Source organism: Pontibacillus chungwhensis (assembly GCF_030166655.1).
In the GTDB taxonomy this organism is placed as follows: Bacteria; Bacillota; Bacilli; order Bacillales; family BH030062; genus Pontibacillus.
Genome location: NZ_CP126446.1, coordinates 3,698,111 through 3,722,606, shown reverse-complemented (window position 1 = coordinate 3,722,606; position 24,496 = coordinate 3,698,111). Strand labels below are relative to the sequence as shown.

21 protein-coding genes are annotated in these 24,496 nt (G+C 38.4%); 16 read left to right on the top strand and 5 right to left on the bottom strand.

Translation table 11 applies throughout. The features are described 5' to 3' along the window. Window positions 1-4: 4 nt before the first annotated feature. The 4 genes from QNI29_RS18990 (at window position 5) to QNI29_RS18975 (ending at window position 5,391) form a co-directional block, all read left to right on the top strand. Window positions 5-1,735, top strand: a complete 1,731-nt coding sequence (locus QNI29_RS18990) for an Hsp70 family protein (protein ID WP_231417829.1) — start codon at window positions 5-7, stop codon at window positions 1,733-1,735. 15 nt (window positions 1,736-1,750) lie between these two features. Continuing rightward, complete coding sequence (locus QNI29_RS18985) at window positions 1,751-3,031, top strand: tetratricopeptide repeat protein (RefSeq protein ID WP_231417830.1); 1,281 nt, start codon at window positions 1,751-1,753, stop codon at window positions 3,029-3,031. After that, window positions 3,032-4,294, top strand: coding sequence for a J domain-containing protein (locus tag QNI29_RS18980; RefSeq protein ID WP_231417831.1), 1,263 nt, complete (start codon window positions 3,032-3,034; stop codon window positions 4,292-4,294). It abuts the gene before it with no gap. A 200-nt stretch (window positions 4,295-4,494) separates the two neighbouring features. After that, window positions 4,495-5,391, top strand: a complete 897-nt coding sequence (locus QNI29_RS18975) for an HNH endonuclease (RefSeq protein WP_231417832.1) — start codon at window positions 4,495-4,497, stop codon at window positions 5,389-5,391. Between the two features lie 211 nt (window positions 5,392-5,602). On the opposite strand, the gene QNI29_RS18970 is transcribed toward QNI29_RS18975, so the two are convergent. Together QNI29_RS18970 and QNI29_RS18965 are read right to left on the bottom strand one after the other, a co-directional pair. Next, the gene (locus QNI29_RS18970) at window positions 5,603-6,418 is read right to left on the bottom strand and encodes a hypothetical protein (protein WP_231417833.1); all 816 of its coding nucleotides are present in this window, start codon (window positions 6,416-6,418) and stop codon (window positions 5,603-5,605) included. 8 nt (window positions 6,419-6,426) lie between these two features. Continuing rightward, window positions 6,427-7,041, bottom strand: a complete 615-nt coding sequence (locus tag QNI29_RS18965) for a hypothetical protein (RefSeq protein WP_231417834.1) — start codon at window positions 7,039-7,041, stop codon at window positions 6,427-6,429. A gap of 196 nt (window positions 7,042-7,237) precedes the next feature. Between QNI29_RS18965 and QNI29_RS18960 the strand changes: the two genes are divergently transcribed. From QNI29_RS18960 to QNI29_RS18935, 6 genes are all read left to right on the top strand, one after another. After that, window positions 7,238-7,819: a GNAT family N-acetyltransferase gene (locus QNI29_RS18960; protein WP_255688484.1), complete on the top strand. Its 582-nt coding sequence runs from the start codon at window positions 7,238-7,240 to the stop codon at window positions 7,817-7,819. A gap of 480 nt (window positions 7,820-8,299) precedes the next feature. Then, window positions 8,300-8,698, top strand: coding sequence for a hypothetical protein (locus QNI29_RS18955; RefSeq protein ID WP_231417836.1), 399 nt, complete (start codon window positions 8,300-8,302; stop codon window positions 8,696-8,698). Between the two features lie 47 nt (window positions 8,699-8,745). Next, window positions 8,746-9,489 (top strand): CBS domain-containing protein, encoded by a 744-nt coding sequence (locus QNI29_RS18950; protein ID WP_231417837.1) that lies wholly within the window; start codon window positions 8,746-8,748, stop codon window positions 9,487-9,489. Window positions 9,490-9,544: 55 nt separating this feature from the next. Beyond that, window positions 9,545-10,642 carry a hypothetical protein gene (locus tag QNI29_RS18945; protein WP_231417838.1) on the top strand — a complete coding sequence of 366 codons (1,098 nt, stop codon included), beginning with the start codon at window positions 9,545-9,547 and terminating at the stop codon, window positions 10,640-10,642. Between the two features lie 246 nt (window positions 10,643-10,888). Beyond that, window positions 10,889-11,041: a hypothetical protein gene (locus QNI29_RS18940; RefSeq protein ID WP_231417839.1), complete on the top strand. Its 153-nt coding sequence runs from the start codon at window positions 10,889-10,891 to the stop codon at window positions 11,039-11,041. A gap of 432 nt (window positions 11,042-11,473) precedes the next feature. After that, entirely contained in the window at window positions 11,474-13,186 is a 1,713-nt protein-coding gene (locus QNI29_RS18935) for an alpha/beta hydrolase family protein (RefSeq protein ID WP_231417840.1), read from the top strand. A gap of 237 nt (window positions 13,187-13,423) precedes the next feature. Here QNI29_RS18935 and QNI29_RS18930 read toward each other — a convergent pair whose 3' ends face one another. Continuing rightward, a complete protein-coding gene (locus QNI29_RS18930) occupies window positions 13,424-14,581 on the bottom strand; it encodes a hypothetical protein (protein ID WP_231417841.1) in 1,158 nt (385 codons plus the stop codon). A gap of 562 nt (window positions 14,582-15,143) precedes the next feature. Between QNI29_RS18930 and QNI29_RS18925 the strand changes: the two genes are divergently transcribed. Next, complete coding sequence (locus QNI29_RS18925) at window positions 15,144-16,520, top strand: hypothetical protein (RefSeq protein WP_231417842.1); 1,377 nt, start codon at window positions 15,144-15,146, stop codon at window positions 16,518-16,520. Window positions 16,521-16,775: 255 nt separating this feature from the next. Here QNI29_RS18925 and QNI29_RS18920 read toward each other — a convergent pair whose 3' ends face one another. Together QNI29_RS18920 and QNI29_RS18915 are read right to left on the bottom strand one after the other, a co-directional pair. Next, a complete protein-coding gene (locus QNI29_RS18920) occupies window positions 16,776-18,356 on the bottom strand; it encodes a glutathione ABC transporter substrate-binding protein (protein ID WP_231417843.1) in 1,581 nt (526 codons plus the stop codon). Window positions 18,357-18,386: 30 nt separating this feature from the next. Further along, window positions 18,387-19,463, bottom strand: coding sequence for a M24 family metallopeptidase (locus tag QNI29_RS18915; protein WP_231417844.1), 1,077 nt, complete (start codon window positions 19,461-19,463; stop codon window positions 18,387-18,389). Window positions 19,464-19,686: 223 nt separating this feature from the next. Between QNI29_RS18915 and nikC the strand changes: the two genes are divergently transcribed. The 5 genes from nikC to QNI29_RS18890 all read left to right on the top strand — a co-directional run bounded on the left by nikC (window position 19,687) and on the right by QNI29_RS18890 (window position 24,495). Beyond that, entirely contained in the window at window positions 19,687-20,598 is a 912-nt protein-coding gene (gene nikC, locus QNI29_RS18910) for a nickel transporter permease (RefSeq protein ID WP_231417845.1), read from the top strand. Between the two features lie 19 nt (window positions 20,599-20,617). Further along, entirely contained in the window at window positions 20,618-21,538 is a 921-nt protein-coding gene (gene nikB / locus QNI29_RS18905) for a nickel ABC transporter permease (protein WP_231417846.1), read from the top strand. Window positions 21,539-21,552: 14 nt separating this feature from the next. Continuing rightward, window positions 21,553-22,587, top strand: coding sequence for an ABC transporter ATP-binding protein (locus QNI29_RS18900; RefSeq protein ID WP_231417847.1), 1,035 nt, complete (start codon window positions 21,553-21,555; stop codon window positions 22,585-22,587). Then, complete coding sequence (locus QNI29_RS18895) at window positions 22,574-23,554, top strand: ABC transporter ATP-binding protein (protein WP_231417848.1); 981 nt, start codon at window positions 22,574-22,576, stop codon at window positions 23,552-23,554. Before QNI29_RS18900 ends, QNI29_RS18895 begins: the two co-directional genes overlap by 14 nt. A 92-nt stretch (window positions 23,555-23,646) precedes the next feature. Next, window positions 23,647-24,495, top strand: coding sequence for a sensor histidine kinase (locus QNI29_RS18890; RefSeq protein ID WP_231417849.1), 849 nt, complete (start codon window positions 23,647-23,649; stop codon window positions 24,493-24,495). The last annotated feature ends 1 nt before the right edge of the window (window position 24,496 follow it).

Sequence of the window (24,496 nt, the reverse complement as noted above, 5' to 3'; positions counted from 1 at the left end):
AAATATGGCGATGATCGGTATTGACTTAGGAACAACAAATTCAGCGATGGCTTTTTTGAAGAATGGGCAGCCAGAAATTATTACAAATAGCAATGGAGGACGAACTACTCCTTCAGTTTTTCAAATTGATGCAAAAGGTGAAATTAAAGTAGGGCCTATAGCAAAGAAAGAGTACCCGAGTTTTCCTAAAGAAACGGTTTTAGAAGTTAAACGTTCAATGGGCGAAGATAAAACGTTGAGTGTTGGTGATAAGGAATATCGTCCTGAAGAAGTTTCGGCTCACATACTTAAGTATTTGAAGTCTTCTGCTGAGGAACAACTTGGCGAACCGGTAAATGAAGCAGTGGTTACAGTTCCAGCGTATTTCTCAGATTCTCAACGTAAAGCAACCCAAAAAGCTGGAGAGTTGGCAGGGCTGAAAGTTGAGCGTATCATAAATGAGCCTACTTCAGCAGCGATTGCCTATGGACTAGACCATATGGACAAGGACCAAAACATCCTTATTTATGACTTAGGCGGAGGTACTTTCGATGTTTCTCTTGTTGAAATCTTTTCAGGGGTAGTGGAAATAAAAGCAACGGCTGGGGATAATCATTTAGGTGGGATGGACTTTGATCAGCTGATATTTGATTGGATTATCGATGAAGTGAAAAAGGAAGAAGGCGTTGATCTTCTGGCGATTGGTGATGAGCAGGTAAAAGCTAGAATTAAAGCAGAAGCAGAAAATGTGAAGATTGCATTATCGAGTCAATCTACAGTGGCAATCAACCTTCCTTTTATTGCTATACATAACAACGCTCCTATTTCAATTAATCTGGAAATGAGTCGAGCTAAGTTCGAAAAGATGGTCAAGCCATTGGTAACAAAGACGATTGAAAAAGTGGACCAAGTGCTCAATGATTCCTCTTTCGGTATGGCTAATATCGATGAGGTGCTTTTAATAGGGGGTTCCACACGCATTCCGTTAGTAGTTGAAATGGTTTCCGAAAAGTTTGGTAAGAAACCTAAGAAAGATATCAATCCTGATGAAGCAGTGGCTCTTGGCGCTGCCGTTCAAGGTGGCATAAAATCTGGTGAAATCTCGAGTGAGAGTGGACTTATGGTCATTGATTCTTGCCCATTTGCACTAGGAACAGAAGTGGTGAGAGAAATTGGCGGGCAATTTGTTTCAGGATATTTCGATCCGATTATTCCGAAGAATAGTACAGTACCAATTACTAAAAGTAAAACGTACTATACGGTTCGTGATAACCAAACTGAAGTCCAGATTTCCGTTTATCAAGGAGAAAATGAGGATCAATACACAAGCCAAAACAATTTGCTTTCTGATGACATCGTTTTATCGGGTATTCCCCCACGTCCTGCTGGAGAAGAGATGATTGAGGTTCAGTTCTCTTATGATATTAACGGAAATGTGCAAGTAGAAGGAACAATCTTAAGTACCGGTAAAAAAGTAGAAGATATTGTTCGCACTCAAACAGGCGTTATGTCTGACCAAAGCGTCGCAGAATCTAAAGCTAAACTTTCAAGTGAATGGAAACAATCAGATATGTACGAAGAAGTTCGACATGTAATCAATCGAGCTGAAAAAGTTGTTGATGAGGTAGAAGCTGATGAACAAAAACGAATAGAAGACCTTTTATATAAACTGAAACAAGCTTTGAAAGAAAATAATGTAACTCTTGTAAAGAGGTATGAAGAAGAACTAACTGACATGCTTATTGAGCTAGTGTAAAAAGGTGGCTTCTTTATGGACAAACATGTGAATCAATATAATGAAGCTATTCATTTGCTGAAAGAGGAAAGATATCTAGAAGCTGAGACCTTGTTGGCTCCTCTTCATGCTCAATATCCTAATGAACCTTCTATTAGATGGTCATTAGGATTAGCATATGCTTTAATGGGATATCCCCAAAAGTCTGTAGAGTTATGGAAAGGTATTCCTCTTCGCAATGAATATCCGATTGAAAGAATGGAAGAAGAAATAAGAAAAAATGAAAGTACCTATAATGAAGCAATACAAGCTTATAACGATGGATTGATCTATCTGAAGCAAAAGGATCCTGATAAAGCTAATTTGTTATTTCAAAGAGTACTTTCCATTGGGGAGAAAATCATTCTCCCCTTTCCAGTATATAAAGCGGCCGTTCTTCATCTGCTGCATAGTGATAGATATGTTGAAGCCGAAAGTGTAATAGAAAATTTACCACCTCATTGTGTGGAAGATCCTCAACTCCATACCTTACGTGAAGTGGTGAATACGGCAAAAGTGAACAAGAAATCCGATTATGCAACTAAGAAAGAATCAAAATCACCATTTTACAAGGGTAAAAGAACCCTCTATGTCCTTGGTTTAGCATCTTGTCTCGCCCTTGGTTTTTACACCACTACCCTCTTCTCGGGAGATGTGGTTGCAAATGAAGATAAGCGATTGCAAGAAAAAATTGAAGTTTTAAATGAAGAAAATCAATTGCTAATGGAACAAAATACAACCCTCGAAGTTGAAAAAGGGGAACTGAAAAGCTCGATTAAAAATTTAAAAGTAACGGATTCGTCTAAAAATGCTAAAAATCAAGCTGACCAATCGGTTAAAGAGGTAATAAATCAAGCAGGAATGAATGTGAAAGACATATACGATAAAGCTAGTATAAAACTTTATCGGAAAGGGTTAAGTAACTATCAACATGGGGACTATGCTTCTGCAATTACAGAATTAAAAGAAAGTTATAGCCTCTCCCAGGACAGATATTATTCAGATGATGCTCTATACCATCTCATCGTTGCTATGGATTCAACTAATATAGAGGTTATGGAGTATATCAATGAATTCCTTGAATCAAACAACACTTCTTTTATTGAGTCTCCATATCGTGATGATCTTATACTTCTTAAGGCGAAAAATATGCTAGTGGCAGAAAAAGAACGCTCTGCTGAAAAGGTTTTGGAAGAGTTGGTTATGAATTATAAAGGCGAGTGGACAGCAGGAAGAGCGGAAGAATTACTAGCAGATCTAAGAGAAGGTGATTCATAGATGGCTCAAGACTATTACGATATATTAGAAGTTTCTAAAGATGCTACCCAAGATGATATTAAAAGGGCATATATCAAGGGGCTTAGAAAGTATTCAAATGAAACTCATCCTGAAGAATTTAAACTAATACGAGAAGCTTATGAGGTTCTGTATAATGCAGACAAGCGAGAGAAGTATGATCAAAGATCGCAACAGGATACCTATTATGAGGATCAAATGGAAATAGTATTAAACTATATGGAGCATTCGAATTTTAAAGATGCTCTTAAAATTTTGCTTAGATTGGAAAATCGTTACTCCAACGATGTGTTTTTACTTCAACAGAAAGCCATTTGCTTAATTCATTTAAAACGTTTCCGAGAAGCTAAAATAATAGCTCAATCCTTGCTTGGAAAGGACCCTAATAATATAGATACTCTAATCATAATGGGCACAGTTTATGAAAACTTAGAGGCATTTCCAATGGCGGTACCTATATTCAAGAAATTAATAGATCTTCAGCCAGATGAAGCTGGTTTTCGACATCGTCTATCCTTCGCTTACAGTGAACAGAATGATTACAGATCTGCCCTCGACGTGCTAGAAGAATATATATATGGTCGGTCAACGCACGGCGTGGATGCTGTCCCCTTATTAGTAGAAATGATTTATCTTAATATTCTTCTAGATCAAAAACCAGACCATGATGATGTAGTGGATATATTAGGTGACTTGTTCCTCCATTCACCAAATGAAAGAACAGCTGCTATAAATATTGTAATGAATCATGCAACTAATATTGGCTCAGAGCATTATGTATTCAAGGATCTCATTTCGACAGTTGAGTTAATGAATAGAGGTAAGGACCCTGAAGTAAACGATTGGTTAAATGCCAGTTATGAGAGTCTTAATCATAATTTAATATACTACCCGCAGAAGGAAAAAACGCCTTCATATAGTAAGGTTAAGAAGGAAGGTACCCCTTCGTACAATAATGCTCAAAGGGAAAGGAATTCATCCTATGATCAGGCTCATCGGGATGAGACAGCTTCTACTTATGCCGCTGATTTATCAACTCCTGATGAATATGGCTCTATTGTTATATCTATTCTAATTGGATTGTTTTTTACAGCGACCTATAATGTTGTTTCCGGATTTATCCTTGGGTTTATGTGGTATCTTTTCGCGCCAAAAATCAAGTCTCTTATAAAGACGATATTAAATTTTGTTGGATGTCTCCTTTTAATTTTAGTAGTGATTGCGTTTCTCTTCGGTTTTGGATAAATAAGCAGTATAAGAACTTAGGTAACTACGTACTCTTAAGAGTCGAAAGTGTTAACTTTCGACTCTAGTTTTTTAGGGGCTAATGAGTTTATCTACATTCAGAAATAGGTCCAACTTCTTGTATACACATATCTTGTAGAACGGTTGTTCAGCAAGTTTTTTTTAATTAGTCATTCTGCTATAAAAATGGAGGAAAAACTATGGGGTTATTTCGTAAAGCAGGCAAAGGAATAGGAACAATCGGTGGCGGTGTAGTAGGCGGAGCCACTAAAATAGCGGGAAAAGCAGTAGGAAAGAAATGGAGCAGAACGGGGGAATGGATTGAAGATGTAGGAGATCAAGTCCAAGTTTCTACTAAGACGGCTTTAGATAACGCTGGACAGTTTGTAGACGGGGCTGTCCAAAGTACATATGGTTTAGTTAAAAAAGATGAATATTACAAACAACAAGGATTCTACGATCTTAAAGACTCCTCTGGTCGTACGATTAAAGGAGTAGGTTCAGCTTTAAAATACACAGTCGTTAACGTTGGAGAAACCTATAAAGGAATACGTAGTGGAGATTGGGTTCAATCGGCTGAAGGTCTGAAAAATGTAGGGAAAGTTGTGGCCGTCTCAAGCCTGGCAATAGGAGTTGTGGATATAGTAGATGGTCCTGATGCGGTTATAGCTGATGAATTAGATACTAGAAATGATGGACTTATGGGAACAGAGCATCCGGAGACAGGAGTTCCTTTTGCACAACATGAGATTGAACTGTCGAATGGAGAGATAGTAGAAGGAACTTTTCCTGTCTTTGAATCAGAATTTAGCGCAATGATTAACGAAGATCTTTACCTTGCGAGTGATGACGTGCACTTTACTGTAGCCAATGATACCTTACTACAAGGTTTACAAGAAAGCCCTGGTTTAGCGAACCAATTAAATTTGGACCAGTTGGATCTTCAAGCTCTGGCACAAGGTGAAACTCCCGAAGGCTATACATGGCATCACCATGAGCAGCCTGGCGTGCTTCAGTTAGTGGATGAAGAAGTTCATGAACAGACGGGCCATACGGGCGGCAGATCGATATGGGGAGGGGGAAGTGAGTATCGTTAGGGTTTATTGAGGTGATTAGTAGTATTATTTATTGGATTTTTGAAAGGAATATGCAAAAACACCTTCGAATGAGAACTTTTAAAAAAGTGTCTTGTTTCGAAGGTGTTTTACGTTACTGCTATTTATACACTCATTACTAGGGAATAAGTAATCTTGTAGGATAATTGAAGTGTGGTTAATCTATTCAGAATTAAAGTCTCTTTAGGGTGGGTTATTTCCAATTAACACTGTTAACTTTAGCCATATTCCCTTGGTTTTCTTCGTAATTCCACCTAGGAATATTTGCAACTACCATTATATCTGATTTACCAGATTTTAATTCACTATAAAGGGAACTAAAACTTTCTCTATGGAAATAAAGATCCCACTTATCAGTATATGTTCCGTTGTAGGGAGTGAGACGTACACTAAAGTAATCCTTATCATTAGTAAATCCATAATTGAAGTAATCAGAAAGTTCGGCTTTCCCCACAATAAAGAAATCTTTATCCAAATTATTTGCAATATCAAATTCAATGTCTGTTGATTCTAGAATAACATTATGTTCATCTTTAAAGTTTTGAATTTCGTTGTCGCTGAACTTTCTCATACTTTCGATGTCCTCTACAACATTAGTAGATGAAGTAGATGTGATAAAAGAATTTCTATACTTAAATATTTCTTCTTCAGCTTTAGTAATTTTCACTTCATTTATTGATGAGGACGTGTTTTGCTCCTCTAACTCAACTAGATTTTCATAGGAAGTTTGTATCTCATTAAATTGTTCAGAATGCTCACTTGGAACTGATCCTTCTGTATCTGAAATCATTTCCCCCAGTTTATTTAGTAAGATATTTATTTCTTCATTTTCTCTCTTATTCTCAGAGTAACTTACCACGTCGTAAGATCTATCAAGAATTTTCTCTGAAGTAGCTTCATATAAATCATTATAATCCGAATTGAAATTCTTAAACTCTTGATTTGTCAATTTTGAAGTACAACCCACAGTAAGGAATATCAACAATGTAAGAACTATTAATTTCTTCATAACGTAATTTAGCTACCTTTTAATTCCGTAGGCACACGAACTTTAATTGTGCTATAGGATTGGTTGAAATCTCCGTTTAAACGTTCGTAATTATCTCCATAGCTCTGCAATGACCCAGTAGGCTCAATAGCCAAATCATTAATTTGAGTATATGTAGCATATAAGTCTAGGAAGTCGTCATAAACGTTCTCAAATTGAGGGTGAACGTCCTGTAGTTCTTGAATTTTAGAATCTAATTTATCTCGACCAGATTTTAAATCCTTTAAAGTCCCATTTTCCTCTAGGTCAGCTAAATGAAGTATGAGTGCCGTGTTGAAGTCGATATCTTCGTCACTGAAAATAGCATCACGCCAAGTCTGTTCTGTTCCACTTACTACATCTAAGTTCTTCGATGCTTCGTTTTCTAAGAGAGAAAGAGCTACTGTAAAGTCTTCTTTATAAGTATTAAACTCTTCTTCTTCCTCTTTAGCTACTCTATAATTGTTGTACATAAAGGCTGCTATGATCAGTATAATAACTGTAGTAATTATAGTGATGGTTCCACTCTTAGTTTTAAAGAAATTACTCTTCTTCTCACCTCCTGCTTCTTTATCCAATTGGGTATTGTTTCTTTCTGTATCCATAAAATCTCTCCTTTGCAGTATAATTTTACCACGACTATTAGGGTGTGCCTATACCAATTTATCTGTATGTCATTTTTGATAAATTAGAACAAAAAGCATTAATTTTATCGTAGAAGTTGGTACAATATTTCCTGTGAAAGATGGATAAATCTAACATAAAAAGGTAAGAGGAATTATATAATTTTAATTATGTGGAATGGGAGGGAATAAGGTGTATAGAAAGGTAACTAATGTTGAATATAATAGCCAGTTTAATGAGTTATGGCGACAGACGTGTGAAGAAGGCGGGGCTAAATATTTAGACAAACAAGATGATGCAACACGATACATAATAACTCACAGAAAAGAAATAGTGGGCACGATAGAATTTCTGCCTAGAAATCCTGAGAAACACTCTCTTGTGGAAGGGTACTTTGACTTTGTAAACAACGAATTAGTACCTTGTGAAAAAGAAGGAGTATTTGAAATTGGGAAGTTTACAGTAAAAAAAGGATATCGAGGGAGAGGTATTTCCGAAGATCTATTGCTGATAGTAGCTGATCACGCTAGAGAATATAATGTTAAATGGTATTTTGCGGCTTTAAATGAGAAGTTGTATAAAAGATTCACAGAAAGGTTTAATTTAGAGCTGATTCAAGTAGGGAGTAGTATATCTATATCTAGTGGAGTTATAGTTCCCGTAATATACAATGTTGGGGAAGTATTACAAAACTCTAAAAAGCTCAATTGGTATATAAGCCTTATTAAAGCTAAAAAAATATTGCTGAAGAACCAGTGATGAAAAGGCGAGTATCTTTTCAACATTAGAGGTTGCTTGAAATCATATGTGAAATCTTCAAAATTTTTCCATCTGCATGAACTAGTTATGAGAAAAAACAGAGAAGTGGTGTCTCAGATATTGTAACATCAAAAGAATCTCAAGACATCGTCATAAGAAATACAATGAAGAAGCAGAGAGAAGAAATATAGATAACAAAAAACGTCTTTTGGCGTCTTTTGGGAGGAAGCGCAGGAACAGTTCCTGTGCTTCCTTTTTTAATTTTGGTCCTTGTTGGATTGTTGAGTCTAATGTTCTATAGGTGATAATGATCACTTAAAAAGAACACCTTCCAAAAAGAGGGGATATAGTTAATTGCGACGAAATAACTATATTGAGAAAGGGCTTACTTACTATATAAGATGGAGGGTGTTATTTTAAAGAGTGTATATTTCACTTGCAAGACCACGTGTGCTAACGGAAGAGCGGAGGGGGGCATCTATGGATTACTTCTTAAACGAAGAAAATGTAGTTAAGAGGCTAGTCTATGAATGGAAAAAGCACGGAAAACTAGTGATCGCATATGATTTCGATAACACAGTTTTTGATTATCATAACGAAGGTCATACGTATGAAATGCTTATTGAACTGCTCAGGGATTGTAAAGAGTTTGGAGCTCACTTAATTGTTTATTCAGCTAGGGAAGATGAGCAGTTGTCTTTTGTAAAAGATTATCTTACAGAACAGAATATCCCCTATGATAGCGTTAATGAAGCGGCTGAGTTTCTACCATTTAGAGGTAAGAAACTATATTATAATCTATTACTCGATGACCGGGCAGGTCTTGCTTCGGCCTATCATAATTTAAAAGAGGCCTTACAAAGGATGAAGCACTCTTAAAGTAGCCTCTTAAGCATGTGAGTCCAAATACATGAGAGGAGAACAGTATGAACGAAGTAAATATTGAAAAAAGGAAAAATGTTGAGCGCTTTGAAGTGGCATTCAACCAGATACATACTAAGTTAAAAGAACTTAGCCATAATGAGCCAAATCATAACTTTATGAATTTGTTGCATAAAATAAGAGAACGACACACCACTATTCGCTATCACTTCCAAGAACTAAAGCAATATGCCAAGTTACGCAATGCATTAGTCCATGAGAAGGTGAGAGAAGGATTTTATATAGCTGAGCCTCATTTAGATGTAATTACCAAGCTAGAGAATATTAATAGAGCTTTACATCAACCTCCATATGCAACAGCGATTGCTTCTAAGAATGTATTGTATTTTGAAGAAGAATCTCAGGTCAAAGATGTGCTAAGAGCTATTAAAAGATATGGGTTCTCACAAGTCCCTGTTTATGTTGGCCGAGAATTTAAAGGTTTATTAACCGAAGGTGGTCTACTTCGATGGTTTACAGAACATATGACAGATGAATATGTTCCAGTAGGAGAAGTGACTGTAAATGAAGTCTTGTATGTAGAAGACCATCACAATGTTGCATTCATAGCAAAGGATAAGACTATTTATGATGTAGAAGATCTTTTCGGAGAATATTTTGATCGGAATGAAAAGCTAGAGGCTATTCTAATTACAGAAACAGGATCCAGGAATGAGAAGCCTCTTGGGATTATTACTACTTGGGATTTAGTTCAAATTGATCGTACTGCGGTTACATTGATGGGGTAGTTTTTAGATGTTTTTGATTAACAAAAGTTTCTATTGAAAATTGGTGAGTGGGATAATGAAGGAAATTGATCAAAAAATAACTGCAATTTATAAAATGTTAGCTGACGAAAAAGTAAATTATTCGCAGGATATGTTAACAGTAGTATTTGGTTTAACAGGTGGATTGTTAGCCTTGGTTGGATTAATATCCATTTTTGTGTCTTTAAACAGCCAACATATGATTCAAAAGCTAAGAGAGGTAATGTGGGGGATCATGGATATACCCACAAAATATAACACATACGATAGTGGAGAAATATACAAAGAATTTAGAGATAAATTTAGAATCTACGAACAAATTTTTGATAAACAGGGTACGGACTTTACTAATACAATATTAAGAGTTACTGGGTTCACGCTATATTTTACAGTGTTTGTTTGGTTAGTTCTCGGGGTTAGTTACCTTTATGAGAGCAAGTTTCAACTTTATAAATTATTTTTAATTGGATTACCTATATTAGTAGCAACTCTTATTATACTTGGGTTTGCACGCTTGCTTAGCAATCTGAGTGATTATAGGGTAGTAAGTAAACTGCCAAAACCATCTGAATTTTTAAGCGGAAAATTAACTTTTAATAAAGAGAAAGATTCTGCGGAAGTTTTTAGTGTGTATATTGCTGCAATTTTATCTAAAGTATACCTGAAAACTTGTACCACCTCCAAAAGCTATAAATTAGCAGTTGGTTTACCTTTTAAATTTACGGAGATGGAAATTAAAGTTGAATTTTATAAGGGAGAGAAGAATGAGAATCTTACGTATCACCAATCCAATTACTTTGAGGGGTATACACAAATCAGCAGGAGTAATAAACCTGTTTACGACGATATTAATTCACCTAGTGAACTTGAATTTGTAGAAGTTCAAAAATTTCACTGGCATTGGATAAATGCGGAAGTGTTTCACCCTAATCCTGTTATTTTAGTTACATTTATAGGTGAGCAAGGTAGTGTTCAAGTGCAATATGCTTTCAATATAGAGGAGCTAAACGAGGTTGCAAGTATTGATAATGCTAATAAAGGTGAAGGTAGAACTCAACCTATTACAGCTCTATTTCCTACCGTAGTTAATGAAGTGGAAAATAATATTACCAGTGGAAGTTTGTTAAATAACTAGTAGGAATGAAAGTGCAAACCTTATCGGGTCACGTTTTTTTATCGGAATGTAAAACTCTGGACGATCATTTCCCCATTATTTTGAAAACTAATTTTCCTTTTGAGCCAAAATAGATACCCGTCTTTTCTCTTCAGTGCAACCTATTATTACAGAAAGTATAAACACAGTAGTTATTTATTTAAAATAATGGTAAAATAAGGTTGTCTGTGGCCGGTGTAAATACTTATTACACTGGAGGAATTACTTATGAAAAAAGATAACCCTAATTGGATTTCCAAAATGAAAAATACTTCAGCTATTATTGTTTCTTTAGGCATTAGTTACAAAAAAGTGATGCCACTAATTGACGTCTTGGCTACCGTCACGGTAATAAAAGATTTCATAAGCTGGTTTTTGTAATATCGTTGTAGTGAGGTGGGTTGTGTCGGGACTCAAGACAAATTGCGCCGGTCTCCTCTCATACAACAAAATAACTAAGGGTTATCTATTAAAGGGTAATAAGTAATTATTTGTAATAGAAATATGATATATGTACACCTTAAAATTAAATATGTTTACTTTGGATATCAATAGCAGTTCTTAGTAGAATTGCCCCGAATATTCACCTAACAGTGATATGGGAAAAGAGAGGAAGATAGAAACCCTAGGCCGACACACTAGGGTTTTTCTTCATGTAGGTAGATTGATAGGTTCAAAATTTGGAAAAAGGATAAGCGAGGTTTGAAGGTCAAAGAGGGTTTGGGATATCGTAAAGCACCTTGATAGAGGTGGAATATCACATACCTTACTTAATTTTAGCGGTATATTCCAATAAGAAGGGAGATTTTTTTAATGAAGAAACTGATCTGGTTTTTAGGAATCATGTTGGTATTAATTTTTACTATACCTTCTAATGTGAGCGCTGAAGTAATGGGAAGTAAAAAGTGGAATGTTACCTTTAGTACTGACGTGGATGAACGTACGATAAATGATGAAACGGTAAAGGTAGAAAAACTCAACGGGGATAGAGTAGAAGTTGAATTACATATGAAAGCACCGGATGAATTAGAAATTCGCCCTCCTTCTAATGGCTACACTCCTGGTGAGACTTACGTTTTATATGTATCTAGTAAAATCGAGTCTACGGATGGAGTACGTTTAAAGGATGAGGTTTTCCTTGATTTCACCATCGAACAAGAAAACAATACTTCCAATACTGGTAACGCGGAAACCTACACTCATGAAGTAACAGGTCCTCTCGATGCTTTTGAGCCATCAGTATTATTGGATGATTACTCTATCATGGAAGAAGATATTGATTTGATGGGTATTGCGAAAGACGGTGATAATCTTACTCGTACATTAAAGGTTGATGGAGAACGATTAAGTATTGATACATCGGATGGATTACTTCCGTTAGAACTTAATGCTTCTTACGTGCTTAAGGTTTATATGAAATCCGGTGCTAGACATTATATAAACTTCACTACAGATGGTCTCCCTTCTCTTCCTCAGGACACAGATGGAGGGGTCATAATGATTCCGGCTGATCCGGAAGAAGGGTTCAATTATCCTTATTTCCTTCGTTTACCTTCTGAAAGGTATAAAGAAGAGAATGAGGGAAAAACGAGACGATTAATGGTGGTTCCGAACAATACTGGTTCATCGAACGAATATGTAGACACATTGAAAAGAACAAAGGAACAAATACGTGGCTATTCCTTGTCTAGGGTCATCCCTGAAAGATTATGGGTTCCAACTCTTACACCAGCCTTCCCTCGATATCGTGTAGGGTATGATCATGGTTATTTCTATACCCATGCTTTGGACAGGTACACAATGAATGTGAAAAATATGCTACCTAATATGAGAACGGATGAACGATTCATAGATCGAATTGAGTCGGAAGGTTTAGAGATTAAGGATTTCAACAATTTAGCTCGCGTGGATTTGCAATTAGAAGCGATGATTGATCATGCTATAAATTATCTAAATGAACGTGGCGAGGAGATTGCTAGTGATAAAGTGTTCCTTTCCGGCTATTCGGCAGAAGGGAATTTCACAAACCGCTGGGCTGCTTTACACCCTGATAGAGTAAAAGCTGTGGCTTCTGGTGGGGTAAATAGTACGGCTATTATTCCTATGGAGGAATACAAAGGAGAAGAGCTGATTTACCCAATTGGTGTTGGAGACCTGGAGCAACTCATTGGTAAACCATTTGACCTTGAGGCTTACAATCGTGTAGCAAACTTTATGTATCAGGGTGAAGACGACAGAAACGATACGTATCAATACGGAGACACTTTTGGACCTGAGGAGAAACGTTTAATCAAGGAGCTGATGGGTGAAGAAATGTATCCAACAAGATGGGAAAACAACAAAGAATTATACTTCGAGTCCGGAGCAAACGGAGCATTCGGATTGTATTATGATACTGGACATGAGATTCCGGGGGATACTGTAAGTGATTTAATAGAGTTCTTTGAGAAAAATCGTGCTCCTGATGAACTGTGGCTTCCTTCTTCGTCAAGTTATGTGGAAGTTGATAAGGAAATTTCTAATTAGGGGATTTTGGTGAGAAGCATGGGGTGGGCCTCATGCTTCTTTTTAGTTTAATTTTGATTTGAGGGTGTCGAAGATGTTAATTTCTTTAATTGTATAAGCCCCATCTTTGTAAGTAATGGTGTAGGTTTTCGAGCGCTCATAATGGTAAAAGGTGAGTGATTTTTCTGCATGCAAGAAGGGCTTAGAAGATTCGATCTTCTAAGCCTTTCTTTGCTTAACTGCTATGTTAATTTCCAATTATGCTAATTCGTTTTTCGGAAGGGGAGCATTATTGTTTTTCAGCTTTTTAGCTTCTTCTAGCCAATAAGAATAATTGACCACAGTACTAGCATAGCCACCTTTTATATAGTTTTCCATAATCTCAATGGAAACATTTTCAGGTAAAGAAAAGTCTCCAAATTCTCGTAAATCCTTGTATTTCAAATACACCAGCTTTTTAGTAACCGGAAGATCTGGAACTTCCTCTAAACGGTATAACCTAGAGATAATTTCTGGAATTTCAATCCTCTCAACCAAATTAAAATCCGCATTTTTTTGTTGTAAGGAAATAATCCCTATTCGATTTCCAATCTTGTAACACATACTTAAGAGCTCAAGAAAAAACTTTTTCTCTTTATCAATTAATGCGTTAATCTTGGGATGGTTATTCTCTGCAATTTTATAAAGACCTTCCATATGAGATATGCTATTTCCCGTTAGCTCCGGGCAGATGTTATCTAATTCAATGTTTTCTGTTGAAACTACAGAATCTCTATTGTTTTCAATGTAGTCATTTAACGAAACCGTATGTTTATGCGTATCCAATATCTCTTGAAGTTCATCTTCTTTTTCTTCTGCAACAACTCCAGTGGTGGTGAGTTGTTCGATTTTCTTATAGTATTTTTTATGACGACCATCAAAAATAAACTCCGTTCTGTACCTATCATCAGTATTATCTTCCGAATGATACTCAATAAAGAATATTATTCGTTTTCTTTCTGTGGTTTTGGAAACTTCAAAATTCTCGTACTCCTCATGTGTGGTGACATAATTACCAGTCCCTTGTTGCTCGTAACCATAGTCGGTAACCGCCGACAGTGAAATTTTATCTAGCAACTCACCTTTTTTATCCGTAAACAATAGTTGCCTGTCAGTAAGAGATGTAAAACCTTTCCCGAATTTGGCATGGTAAGCCACGTTTAACAAATGCAAAGATTCTTCTTCCTTTAGTAGTTCGTGCACTTTCTTTTTAACATCTTTGTGTTGGATAATGTCTCGACCAACACCTAGATACCCACAGACCAGAAGCGATAAAAAACTAAATAAGGATGGGGATTCTAAGAGATACCCCAAAGAAATAAGAGCCAACGTACTAAACACAATTTGCCGAATACCACGATAAGCAAAAAACTCCATACTTCACTCTCCTTTATTCATAATAAATTATATAAATATATTCTAGGTGTTAAAATGTATGCTTTTGTTCTTTATATAGTACACACAAACCCCTCGAAATAACAAGAATATTATGTAAAATAAAGTTATCTTTTCCATTTGAAACTTCAATTCAACTCCATATCAAGATTCACTGTTAAAAGCACGGGACCGGTTCTGGTGCTACTCTCCACGCATTTTATAAGTTATATTCTTCACGTCTAATCCACTGATTGGTACCAAAAAAATACTCTGTAATTCCCCTCTTTTATTGAAATAATAGGTAAATTATAAAATTTAAATAGTTCAAAAGTCTGTCGGTTTTCAGGGTGTAATGTCATGATTTTTAGTCATCTTAATGAATCGAATGTCCCGGAATAAATTGTGGGTTGCTTAAAAAAGAACCACTTCCAAAAAGAGGGAATAGAACTGGCTACAGCGAAATAACTATATTGAGAAAAGGTTTACTTATACTATAAGAAGGAGGGGTTATTTTAGAAGGTACATATTTCATTGATTAACTAACTTAATTGGGAGGAAACAAATGAGAGTTTTAAATTTATTGCTAGGGGTCCTTTTTCTAGTCTTAGTAGGTTGTAATAATATGAATCCTGAAAGTGAAAAGGCAGGAACACAAAATAAAACAGAAAGTATTAAAGCTAAAGAATTAAGTGATGATACCCCCTCAACGACTAACCCTGTACTTGCCTCCAATGTGAAGTTGTATAAAGAAGTTCAAAAGGCTTTAACATTTTCAGATGATGATATAGAACCTCCTGAGGACTATATCACAGTGTTAGCATGGGAGTATGATCCCGCAGAAGAAGAACTCCAACAATACGAAGAGTATATAATAGATGAATATATCAGCGGTAGGTTCGACGACCATCTTAAAGACAGAGAGTATTTGCTTACTAACATATTTGTTGGGGAAGTGCTCTATACCCAATACAGAGATTTCGACGATGGCAAACGTAAAGACAGATTAGGAACAATCGGTGGGCAGTTCGCTTCAATCGCTAACAGTTTCTTTGGTGGGCACCCTCCCAATGGTGAAAATTATGAACATGAAATCAAAGAATTAAATTACCAATTTGGGAAATTAGACTTCAGTAATCAGCAAAGCGGCTCAATTGAAGCAAAGGATATAGTGGATCAACAAATGAAAAAACTTAAAACCTTTCGGGCTAACGAATTTGAGATTGAAGTTGCGCAGTTTTACATTACCGGTAAAGCCATACCGGAGATTCTAGAAATTAGAACAGAAAAAGTCCCTTTTCTTGAAGAGGCCCAGGTGCAGGTCTCTATTTATCAATATCAACCCGAAGTAAATGAGTGGAGAGTATCATTGGAAGAAATATTTACTGAAATGGAAGCTAAGCCATCTTTATTATCAAGCGGAAAAGTTATGGGTGACAAACGTGAACAGCTTGTAATTGGAAAGAATACTGGTAGTGGTGGATACTTAAGCTTTTTTGTTATTGGTAGTAAGGATAAAAGGAATATAGAAATGTTATTGGACTTATACGATAGTTCCTTTCATCAGGGGACTACTAGCTTTGCGGAAAATGAATTAGTCATCCGTGAAAACGATGAGTTATCTCAAGTTTATGTATGGGATAACAATGTATTTCGCCAGAAAAAAGTGATGGAAACTAAGAATGACTTGATTATAGGTGAATGGAGCAGAGGTGAAGGGAAGAATGGAGTGTATGTTTTTAAAAGTAATGGAAAGGTTGAATTCAATAGCGATCTTACTCAGTTTGTTGGCTCCTATACTCAAACAGGAGATGAAATCATTATGACTTTACCTGATAATAGTAAACTTGTAGCTAAAATAAATGGTGAGTATTTGAGTATATATAGTGGAAGTGGAAATGGGGAAGGTCTTCAATTTGTTAAAATTGGGGCAGGTGATTGAAATCAATGAGGTATGAATGTGGGGGAGCACGTGAACGTACTGACGGGAACCGGTAAAGTTAAGATTTAGTACTCTGCTAGGTGTAACCGTTTATTCTTAAGAAAGGTTACATACAATTTTCTTCCGGAGGGAAAGGGGGACAGGTTCCTCGTCCCGCGGGACAATGAACCTGTCCCCCATGTCCCGTCCCTCATCAACTAAAACCCCAGGGGAAATCCCCTGGGGTTTAAAAATGTTCACACATATCAGATTCAATTATTTCACCGTTACATCATTCAGCATATAAATACCTGCAGGATGCATCCAGAATCCTTTCACATCTTTACCGACTGCTACAAGATCCTCATCGTTACGTAGGAAGATCATTGGTGCGTCTTCCATTTCGATTTCCTGAGCTTCGTCGTAGATCTCTTGACGTTTCTCTGTGTCTGTTTCTTCACGGCCTTTATCAATTAATTCATCCACGCGCTCATTAGAGTAGAAGGAGCGGTTTCCTGGTGTACCTTTTGCTTCAGAGTGGAAGAGGAAGTACTGGTTGTAATCCGCATCCCCTGTCATGTTTGACCAGCCTAGAACGAACATGTCGTGCTCGCCTTTTGCTGTTGCGTCTAGGTAAGCGCCCCATTCCATTACTTTGATTTCTACGTCGATGCCGACGCCTTTGAGCTGAGACTGAACGACTTCTGCTACGTCAACACGAGCTTTGTTATCGTTGGTCCATATGGATGTCTTGAAGCCGTCTTCGTAGCCAGCTTCTTTCAGTAGTTTCTTCGCTTTTTCTACATCGTAGCCCCATCCTTCAAGCTCTTCGTTGTGACCCCAAACTCCAGGCCCCATAGGTGCTGTTGCTTCAGTACCCACGTTGTTATATACACCGCTTAGGATCGCGTCTGTATCTACAGCAAGGTTAATGGCTTGGCGTACTTTTTTGTTATCAAACGGTTCTTTTTGAAGGTTGAAGCCAAGGTAATCAATACCTAGCCCTTCACTACGGTTTAATTCCATTTCCTGATTTTGTTCAACGCGATCTACTTGGTTAACCGGTACTGGGTTAGCAAGGTGAGCTTGTCCCGTTTCCACCATAGCGATACGTGTAGAATCTTCAGGAATGACCTTGAATACTACACTGTCTACTTTGGCTTGATCGCCCCAGTAGTTTTCGTTCTTCGTTAACTTGATCTCAGAACCTGGTGTCCAGCTATCAAATTTGAATGGTCCTGTACCGACTGGGTTTTGACCCAGGTCTTGACCGTATTCTTCAATCGCTTTTGGACTAATGATTCCGCCTGAATAGTGTGCAAGATTAGAGAGTAACGGTGCGAAAGGGTACTCTGTTTTCAGTTGTACAGTGTAATCATCAACCACTTTAATTTCTGTGATCATTTCAAACAGCTTCTTACGAGGTGAAGCCGTTTCAGGATCTAAAATACGCTCGAACGTCTTCTTTACAGCATCTGCTTTGAATTCCGTACCGTCGTGGAATTTCACTCCTTCGCGAAGCTTGAATTCCCATGTTGTGTCATCTAGTTGTTCCCATTCTGTTGCTAGAGCGGGTTGTACTTCCATGTTCTTATCTTGTTTAACTAGACCTTCATAGATTTTACCGTGATATACGTTAGCAGAAGGGATGTCTGTCCCTTGGTGAGGGTCAAGTTTTGTAGCGTCAGATAGTACGGCTAAAACAAGTTCTCCGCCTTTTTCGCCTTTTTCATCAGAACCCTCATCTGATGATTCACCACTTGCTGAGCTAGAAGGTTCGCTCGCGCAGCCTGCTAGGGCAAACATGATTGTAAGCAGTCCGGCGAATAATAATGCGCTAAATTTCTTTCTTGTCATGGGTCATCTCTCCCTTATGAATAGTACTTGTTAAACCGGAATAACGATTAGATCTTTCGTTGCTTGGGTTAGGTTGTTGTGACCTTTCTCTGTAATCACAACTAAATCCTCAATTCGGACGCCTCCGAACCCTTTTAAGTAAATACCTGGCTCAACGGTGATGACCATACCTGGTTGCAGCACGGTGTCATCTGTAGCCCTCATTACAGGTTTCTCATGTAAAGCAAGTCCAATAGAATGCCCTAAACTGTGTCCGAAATGTTCTCCATAACCGTATGATTCAATAATGCCTCGTCCAATTTGATCAATCTCTGAACAAGTTCTTCCTGGGCCAATTGCTTCTAATGATGCTTCCTGAGTCTCTCGTACAATGGAATAAATATCCTTCTGTTTATCAGATGGTTCACCTAGCACGACGGTACGTGTGAAATCAGAGTAGTACCCGTTAACACGCGCCCCGATGTCCATTTTCACAAAGTCTCCCTTTTGGATGACGCGGTCTGTAGCTTGACCGTGAGGGAGGGAGGACCGTTCACCTGAGGCAATGACGTGATTCGTCTTAATGCTTTCTGCCCCTGCCTTCCTCATGAACGTCTCTAGTTCTAATCCGATCTCTTTTTCCGTGATCCCGGGTTGAATGAAGGTCGTTATGTGATCAAATGCTTTGTCACAAATTTCGATAGCCTTATGGAGTGAGTGGATTTCACTTTCATCTTTAATCATGCGTATGTCATTCAACTCGTCATCGAAACCTTGAAACGAAACTTCCGGTAACCGTTTCGTTACCTCTAAGTATGATTGAGTAGGGAGGGTTACGAGCTCAATACCTACATTTGAACAAGAATGCTTATTCAAGAGCCGAGCGACTTCTTCTACCTCTTTTCGTTTGTGATCCACAATCGTAAACGAAGGAGCCTCATCATGAGCTTGGTCAACATACCTGAAGTCTGTTAATAGAATCGTTTCTTCCTCTGTAATAAAAAGGGAACCACTCGAACCTTTGAATTGAGAGAAGTAGAATCGGTTCTCAGGAGATGTTAACCAGACAGCTGAGACTCCTGTTTCCTTCATCTTTTGTCGAAGTGCTTGAATTCGAATATTGTCCACGTTTGGTTTCACCACCTTTTGTTTAATCTATTTGCCTAGCTATTCTACCGGGCTAGACGCTTTTCTTAATAACTTGAAACAATTATATGAAAATTATGAATACTATGTTTCTGTTATTTTGACTCAAGTTTTTGTTTTCTTTACGAAATATTTGAAATAAAACAAATCTTATCTATTTTCTGATAATTTTAGATACAACATAAAAAAACGAGGAGGGGACAGGATGAGTCAGCCAGTGGTACAGGTTGAGGAGCAGGGGCCTCATACGAGTTCTCAAAAGAAAAAATCATCCAAATTGGGGCGATGGCTCCAGGTTTACAAACAATTAAAGAAAAACAAAATGGCAGTAGTAGGAGCTTGGATCATTGGTTTTTACTTTCTGGTAGCCATACTGGCGCCGTGGATTGCACCTTATGATCCTTTAAAGATTGATCTCGTCAACAAATTACAAGGCCCATCATTGGATCATTGGATGGGAACAGATGATAAGGGACGAGATGTATTGAGTCGTCTCATTTATGGTTCCCAGTTATCTCTAGCCGTCGGAAGTGTTTCCGTATTAATAGGTGCATTCTTCGGGATTACGCTCGGCTTAATCGCAGGTTACTATGGAAAGTGGATAGACACCGTTATTATGCGCTTTATTGATATTTTGCTAGCTTTCCCTGGTATTTTACTAGCTTTAGCCATTATATCTGCCTTGGGCCCAAGCTTGATTAACGTCATGATTGCAGTTGGTATATTCTCTGTTCCTACGTTTGCAAGGATTGTACGGGGTTCGATGTTAGGTGAGAAGAAGAAAGAGTATGTCGATGCTATCAGGGCGCTAGGGGCGTCAGACTTCCATATTATTGTGGTTCATATTCTACCGAACATATTCTCACCGATTATTGTACAAGGAACTCTTCGTTTGGCCACAGCGATCTTAACAGCAGCAGGTTTATCCTTCTTAGGCATGGGAGCACAACCTCCTTCACCTGAGTGGGGAGCAATGCTAAGTGACGGACGTAACTTCTTATGGTCTGCCCCACACATTGCTACGTTCCCTGGATTGGCCATTGCTCTCATTGTATTAGGACTAAACCTCTTTGGCGATGGTCTGCGCGACGCATTAGACCCTCGTAGTAAAAAATAAATTTAAAGGAGTGAGCTACATGTTTGTGTTTATCATACGGAGATTGATGCAGATGATTCCCGTCGTTTTAGGTGTAATATTGGTCGTCTTTTTAATTATGCAAATGGTACCCGGTGACCCAGCAGTATTGCTTGCAGGAGAGAGTGCATCGAAAGAACAAGTAGCTCAGCTACGAGAACAACTAGGGTTAAACAAACCATTGCTTATTCAATATGTAGATTATGTGAAGGATGTTGCGACAGGGGATCTAGGGACGTCCGTTCGCTCGGGCCGCCCAGTAGCGGAGGAAATCTTCACACGGTTACCGGTTACAGTTGAACTAGCTTTCTGGAGTATTCTTGTGACAACAGTACTTGGTTTAATAGCTGGAATTATCTCAGCAACAAAACAGTACTCCATATCAGACGTTTCCATAATGGTCGTAGCTCTATTAGGTGTATCCCTGCCGAACTTTTGGCTTGGGTTAATGTTAATTCTTGCTTTTGCCGTTAATTTTCAAATCTTCCCTGTATCTGGTTGGGGGAGTTTCATGCACGTCGTGTTACCAGCCATCACACTAGGTACAGCAGGAGCTGCTATTGTTGCTCGAATGACGCGCTCAAGTATGCTCGAGGTCATAAGTCAGGATTATATCCGTACAGCTAAAGCAAAAGGTGTTAAAGAGACCTACATTGTGTACAAGCATGCGTTGAAAAATGCGTTGATTCCAGTCATTACAGTTGTTGGGCTTCAGTTCGGGGCATTACTTGGCGGAACGGTCTTAACCGAAACCGTATTTGCGATTAATGGTTTAGGTCGCTTGATCATCGATGCGATCCGAATGAGAGACCTACCGGTAGTACAAGGCTCGATTCTCGTTGTATCCATTATTTTCGTTATTGTGAACATGTTCGTTGATATTGCCTACCGACTACTAAATAAACGCGTGGATCTAAACTAGAGAGGTGTGGTGACATGAGTAACAATCAAGAAACGATCCTGGATGTGAAAGATCTAAAGACCTACTTTTATGTCGATGACGAAGAAGTGCCCGCTGTTGATGGGGTTGACTTTACTATTAATAAAGGGGAAACCTTAGGGATTGTAGGAGAATCAGGGTGCGGGAAAAGTATAACGTCTCTCTCCGTGATGCAACTCGTTCCGAGCCCTCCAGGTAAAATTGTCGGAGGAGAAATCAATTTTAAAGGAGAAAATCTCCTTTCGAAAACGGAAGGTCAGATGAGAAAGATTCGCGGAAATGAAATCTCGATGATTTTCCAAGAGCCAATGACCTCTTTAAATCCCGTTTATTCAGTTGGGGAACAAATTGCTGAAGCGATTCGAATTCACCAGAAAAAGGGACGGAAAGAAGCATTCGAACAGGCGGTGAAAATGTTAGAACTTGTGGGCATCCCTTCCCCTGAAAAGCGTGCAAAGCAAGAGCCACACCAGTTAAGTGGTGGAATGAGACAACGTGTGGTGATTGCCATGGCGTTAGCATGTAACCCAGAACTATTAATTGCGGATGAACCAACAACAGCTCTAGATGTGACGATTCAAGCGCAAATTCTTGATTTATTAAAAGATCTGCAGCGAGAGTTTAATTCTGCCATCATGTTTATCACACACGATCTAGGAGTAGTAGCTGATACGTGCGATAAAGTGGTCGTTATGTACGCGGGTAAGGTTGTCGAGCATACGGACGTTGATTCCCTTTTTGAATCGCCAAAACATCCTTATACAAAAGGGTTATTAAAATCCATTCCTCGTATCGATGAAGATCAGGACGAGCTCGAAGCGATTGATGGAACTGTGCCAAGTCCAACGAAACGACCAACCGGATGTACCTTTGCACCGCGTTGTCCATTTGCTCAGGATATTTGCCATCAACAGCTTCCTGAACTAAAGGATGTGGATGGATCGAAAGCCAGGTGCTGGATCTACAGTGATCAATGGCAGGGCGAAAACCCGATGGAGGAGAAAGGAGAGATGGCGCATGCCGGGAACTGAGACAAAGCAACCCTTATTAGATGTTCGGAACCTAAAGCAATATTTTGATATTAAAGGGGGCGTCTTAGGTCGAACAGTTAATCATGTCAAAGCTGTCGATGGCATTGACTTTCAAATTTATGAGGGCGAAACGGTAAGTATTGTAGGCGAGTCTGGTTGCGGGAAGTCAACAACAGGTCGTGCCATCCTTCGTCTAGATAACCCTACATCAGGAGAAATTGAGTTTAATGGTCAAGACCTAGCAAGCTTAAGCAAAAGACAAATGCGCGATGTGCGAAAAGACTTACAGGTCATTTTCCAAGACCCTTTCGCTTCATTAAATCCAAGACAAACGGTTGGCCGGATTGTTGAAGAAGGGATGAGCATCTTAAATTCAGTCCCTAAGAAGGATCGAAAAAAGCGAACAGTAGAGCTGTTAGAACAAGTAGGATTAAATGCAGATGTCGTGAATCGTTACCCGCATGAATTCAGTGGAGGGCAGCGCCAACGTATTGGAATTGCACGGGCGCTTGCGATTAATCCAAAATTGATCGTTTGTGATGAAGCTGTTTCGGCTTTAGATGTGTCCGTTCAAGCACAAGTGTTAAATCTGTTGAAAAAGCTACAACGAGAGTATAACCTCACCTTTCTCTTTATCTCGCATGACCTGGGTGTGGTTCGTCACATTTCGGATCGAATCATTGTAATGTATCTTGGGAAAATCGTTGAGGTAGGGGATAAGAAGTCGGTGTTTGAGAATCCGCAGCATCCTTATACGAAGGCACTGCTTTCGGCAATTCCAGAACCAACTCGCAGGAAGCAAAAGGAGCGCGTCGTTCTAAAAGGCGATGTACCGTCGCCCATTTCACCACCTTCTGGCTGCCGATTCCATACTCGTTGCCCATTAGCACAAGAATCTTGCAAAACCAAAGAACCAGAGTTGCGCCAAGCAGAAGACGGGCATATGTATGCGTGTGATGTGGTGTAGTCTAGTTATGCGAAGTCGGAAGAAACCTTCTAGGAAGTGTATTCTTTCGGCTTTTTCTATAGGTATTACGATCCTAGAGAATTGGATTTGTAATGAAAGATCTGAAAAATCAAATATATAAGAACACATCACTGCGTAAAAGTGTTAAAGTGTATAGAAAGCAAATCAATAAAGTGGGTGGTAGCGGCTTGATTACTCTTAGCTTTTTCACAACGATGATTGTGTTTTCGATTATTGCTCCGATCGCTGCGGCAATTACGTTGTTTATGATCTTAGCTTTTGAACGAGAACTGGATTTCTTGAAGAGTCAGAACGTTCAAGTCCAGCTTGAAAAAGAACTGCAATATAGTGAATATATGCAGTTAAATCAGCAAATTCAACCCCATTTCTTGTTCAATACCATGAATTTACTCTTAGGGCTTGCAAGGTTAAGGCGAATCGATCAGCTGATTGAAGTGATGGAGCATTTCTCGAAGTTTCTTCAATTCAAATATCATATTAAGGATCATTTAATACCATTTTCTACCGAGTTGTCCTACACACAACATTACTTAGAAATTCAGAAATCACGGTTCAGAGATCGGCTCCGTGTTGAGGAGGATGTCCGTAATACAGATCAGCATGTCCCTCCTTATTTACTTCAAACGTTAGTGGAGAATGCGTTTAAGCACGGACTCGAAAAGAAAACAGGGGAAGCGGTTCTTATCATTCGTTTCCGGGAGAACGATGGATTCGTTACCTTAGAAGTCATCGATAACGCTGTTGGACTGAAAGAGTCGAGTGAACAAAATAAGGATTCCAAAAGTGGCCACGGGCTTGATAACATTAAGCGGAGACTCCACCTTTTGTTTGATGAGCGTGCTGAAGTCCGTCTTGAACCGATTGGTAGTGGAGGAGTTAGGGCCATTGCAACATGGCGGACTGATTCCTCAGGAGTTTAAA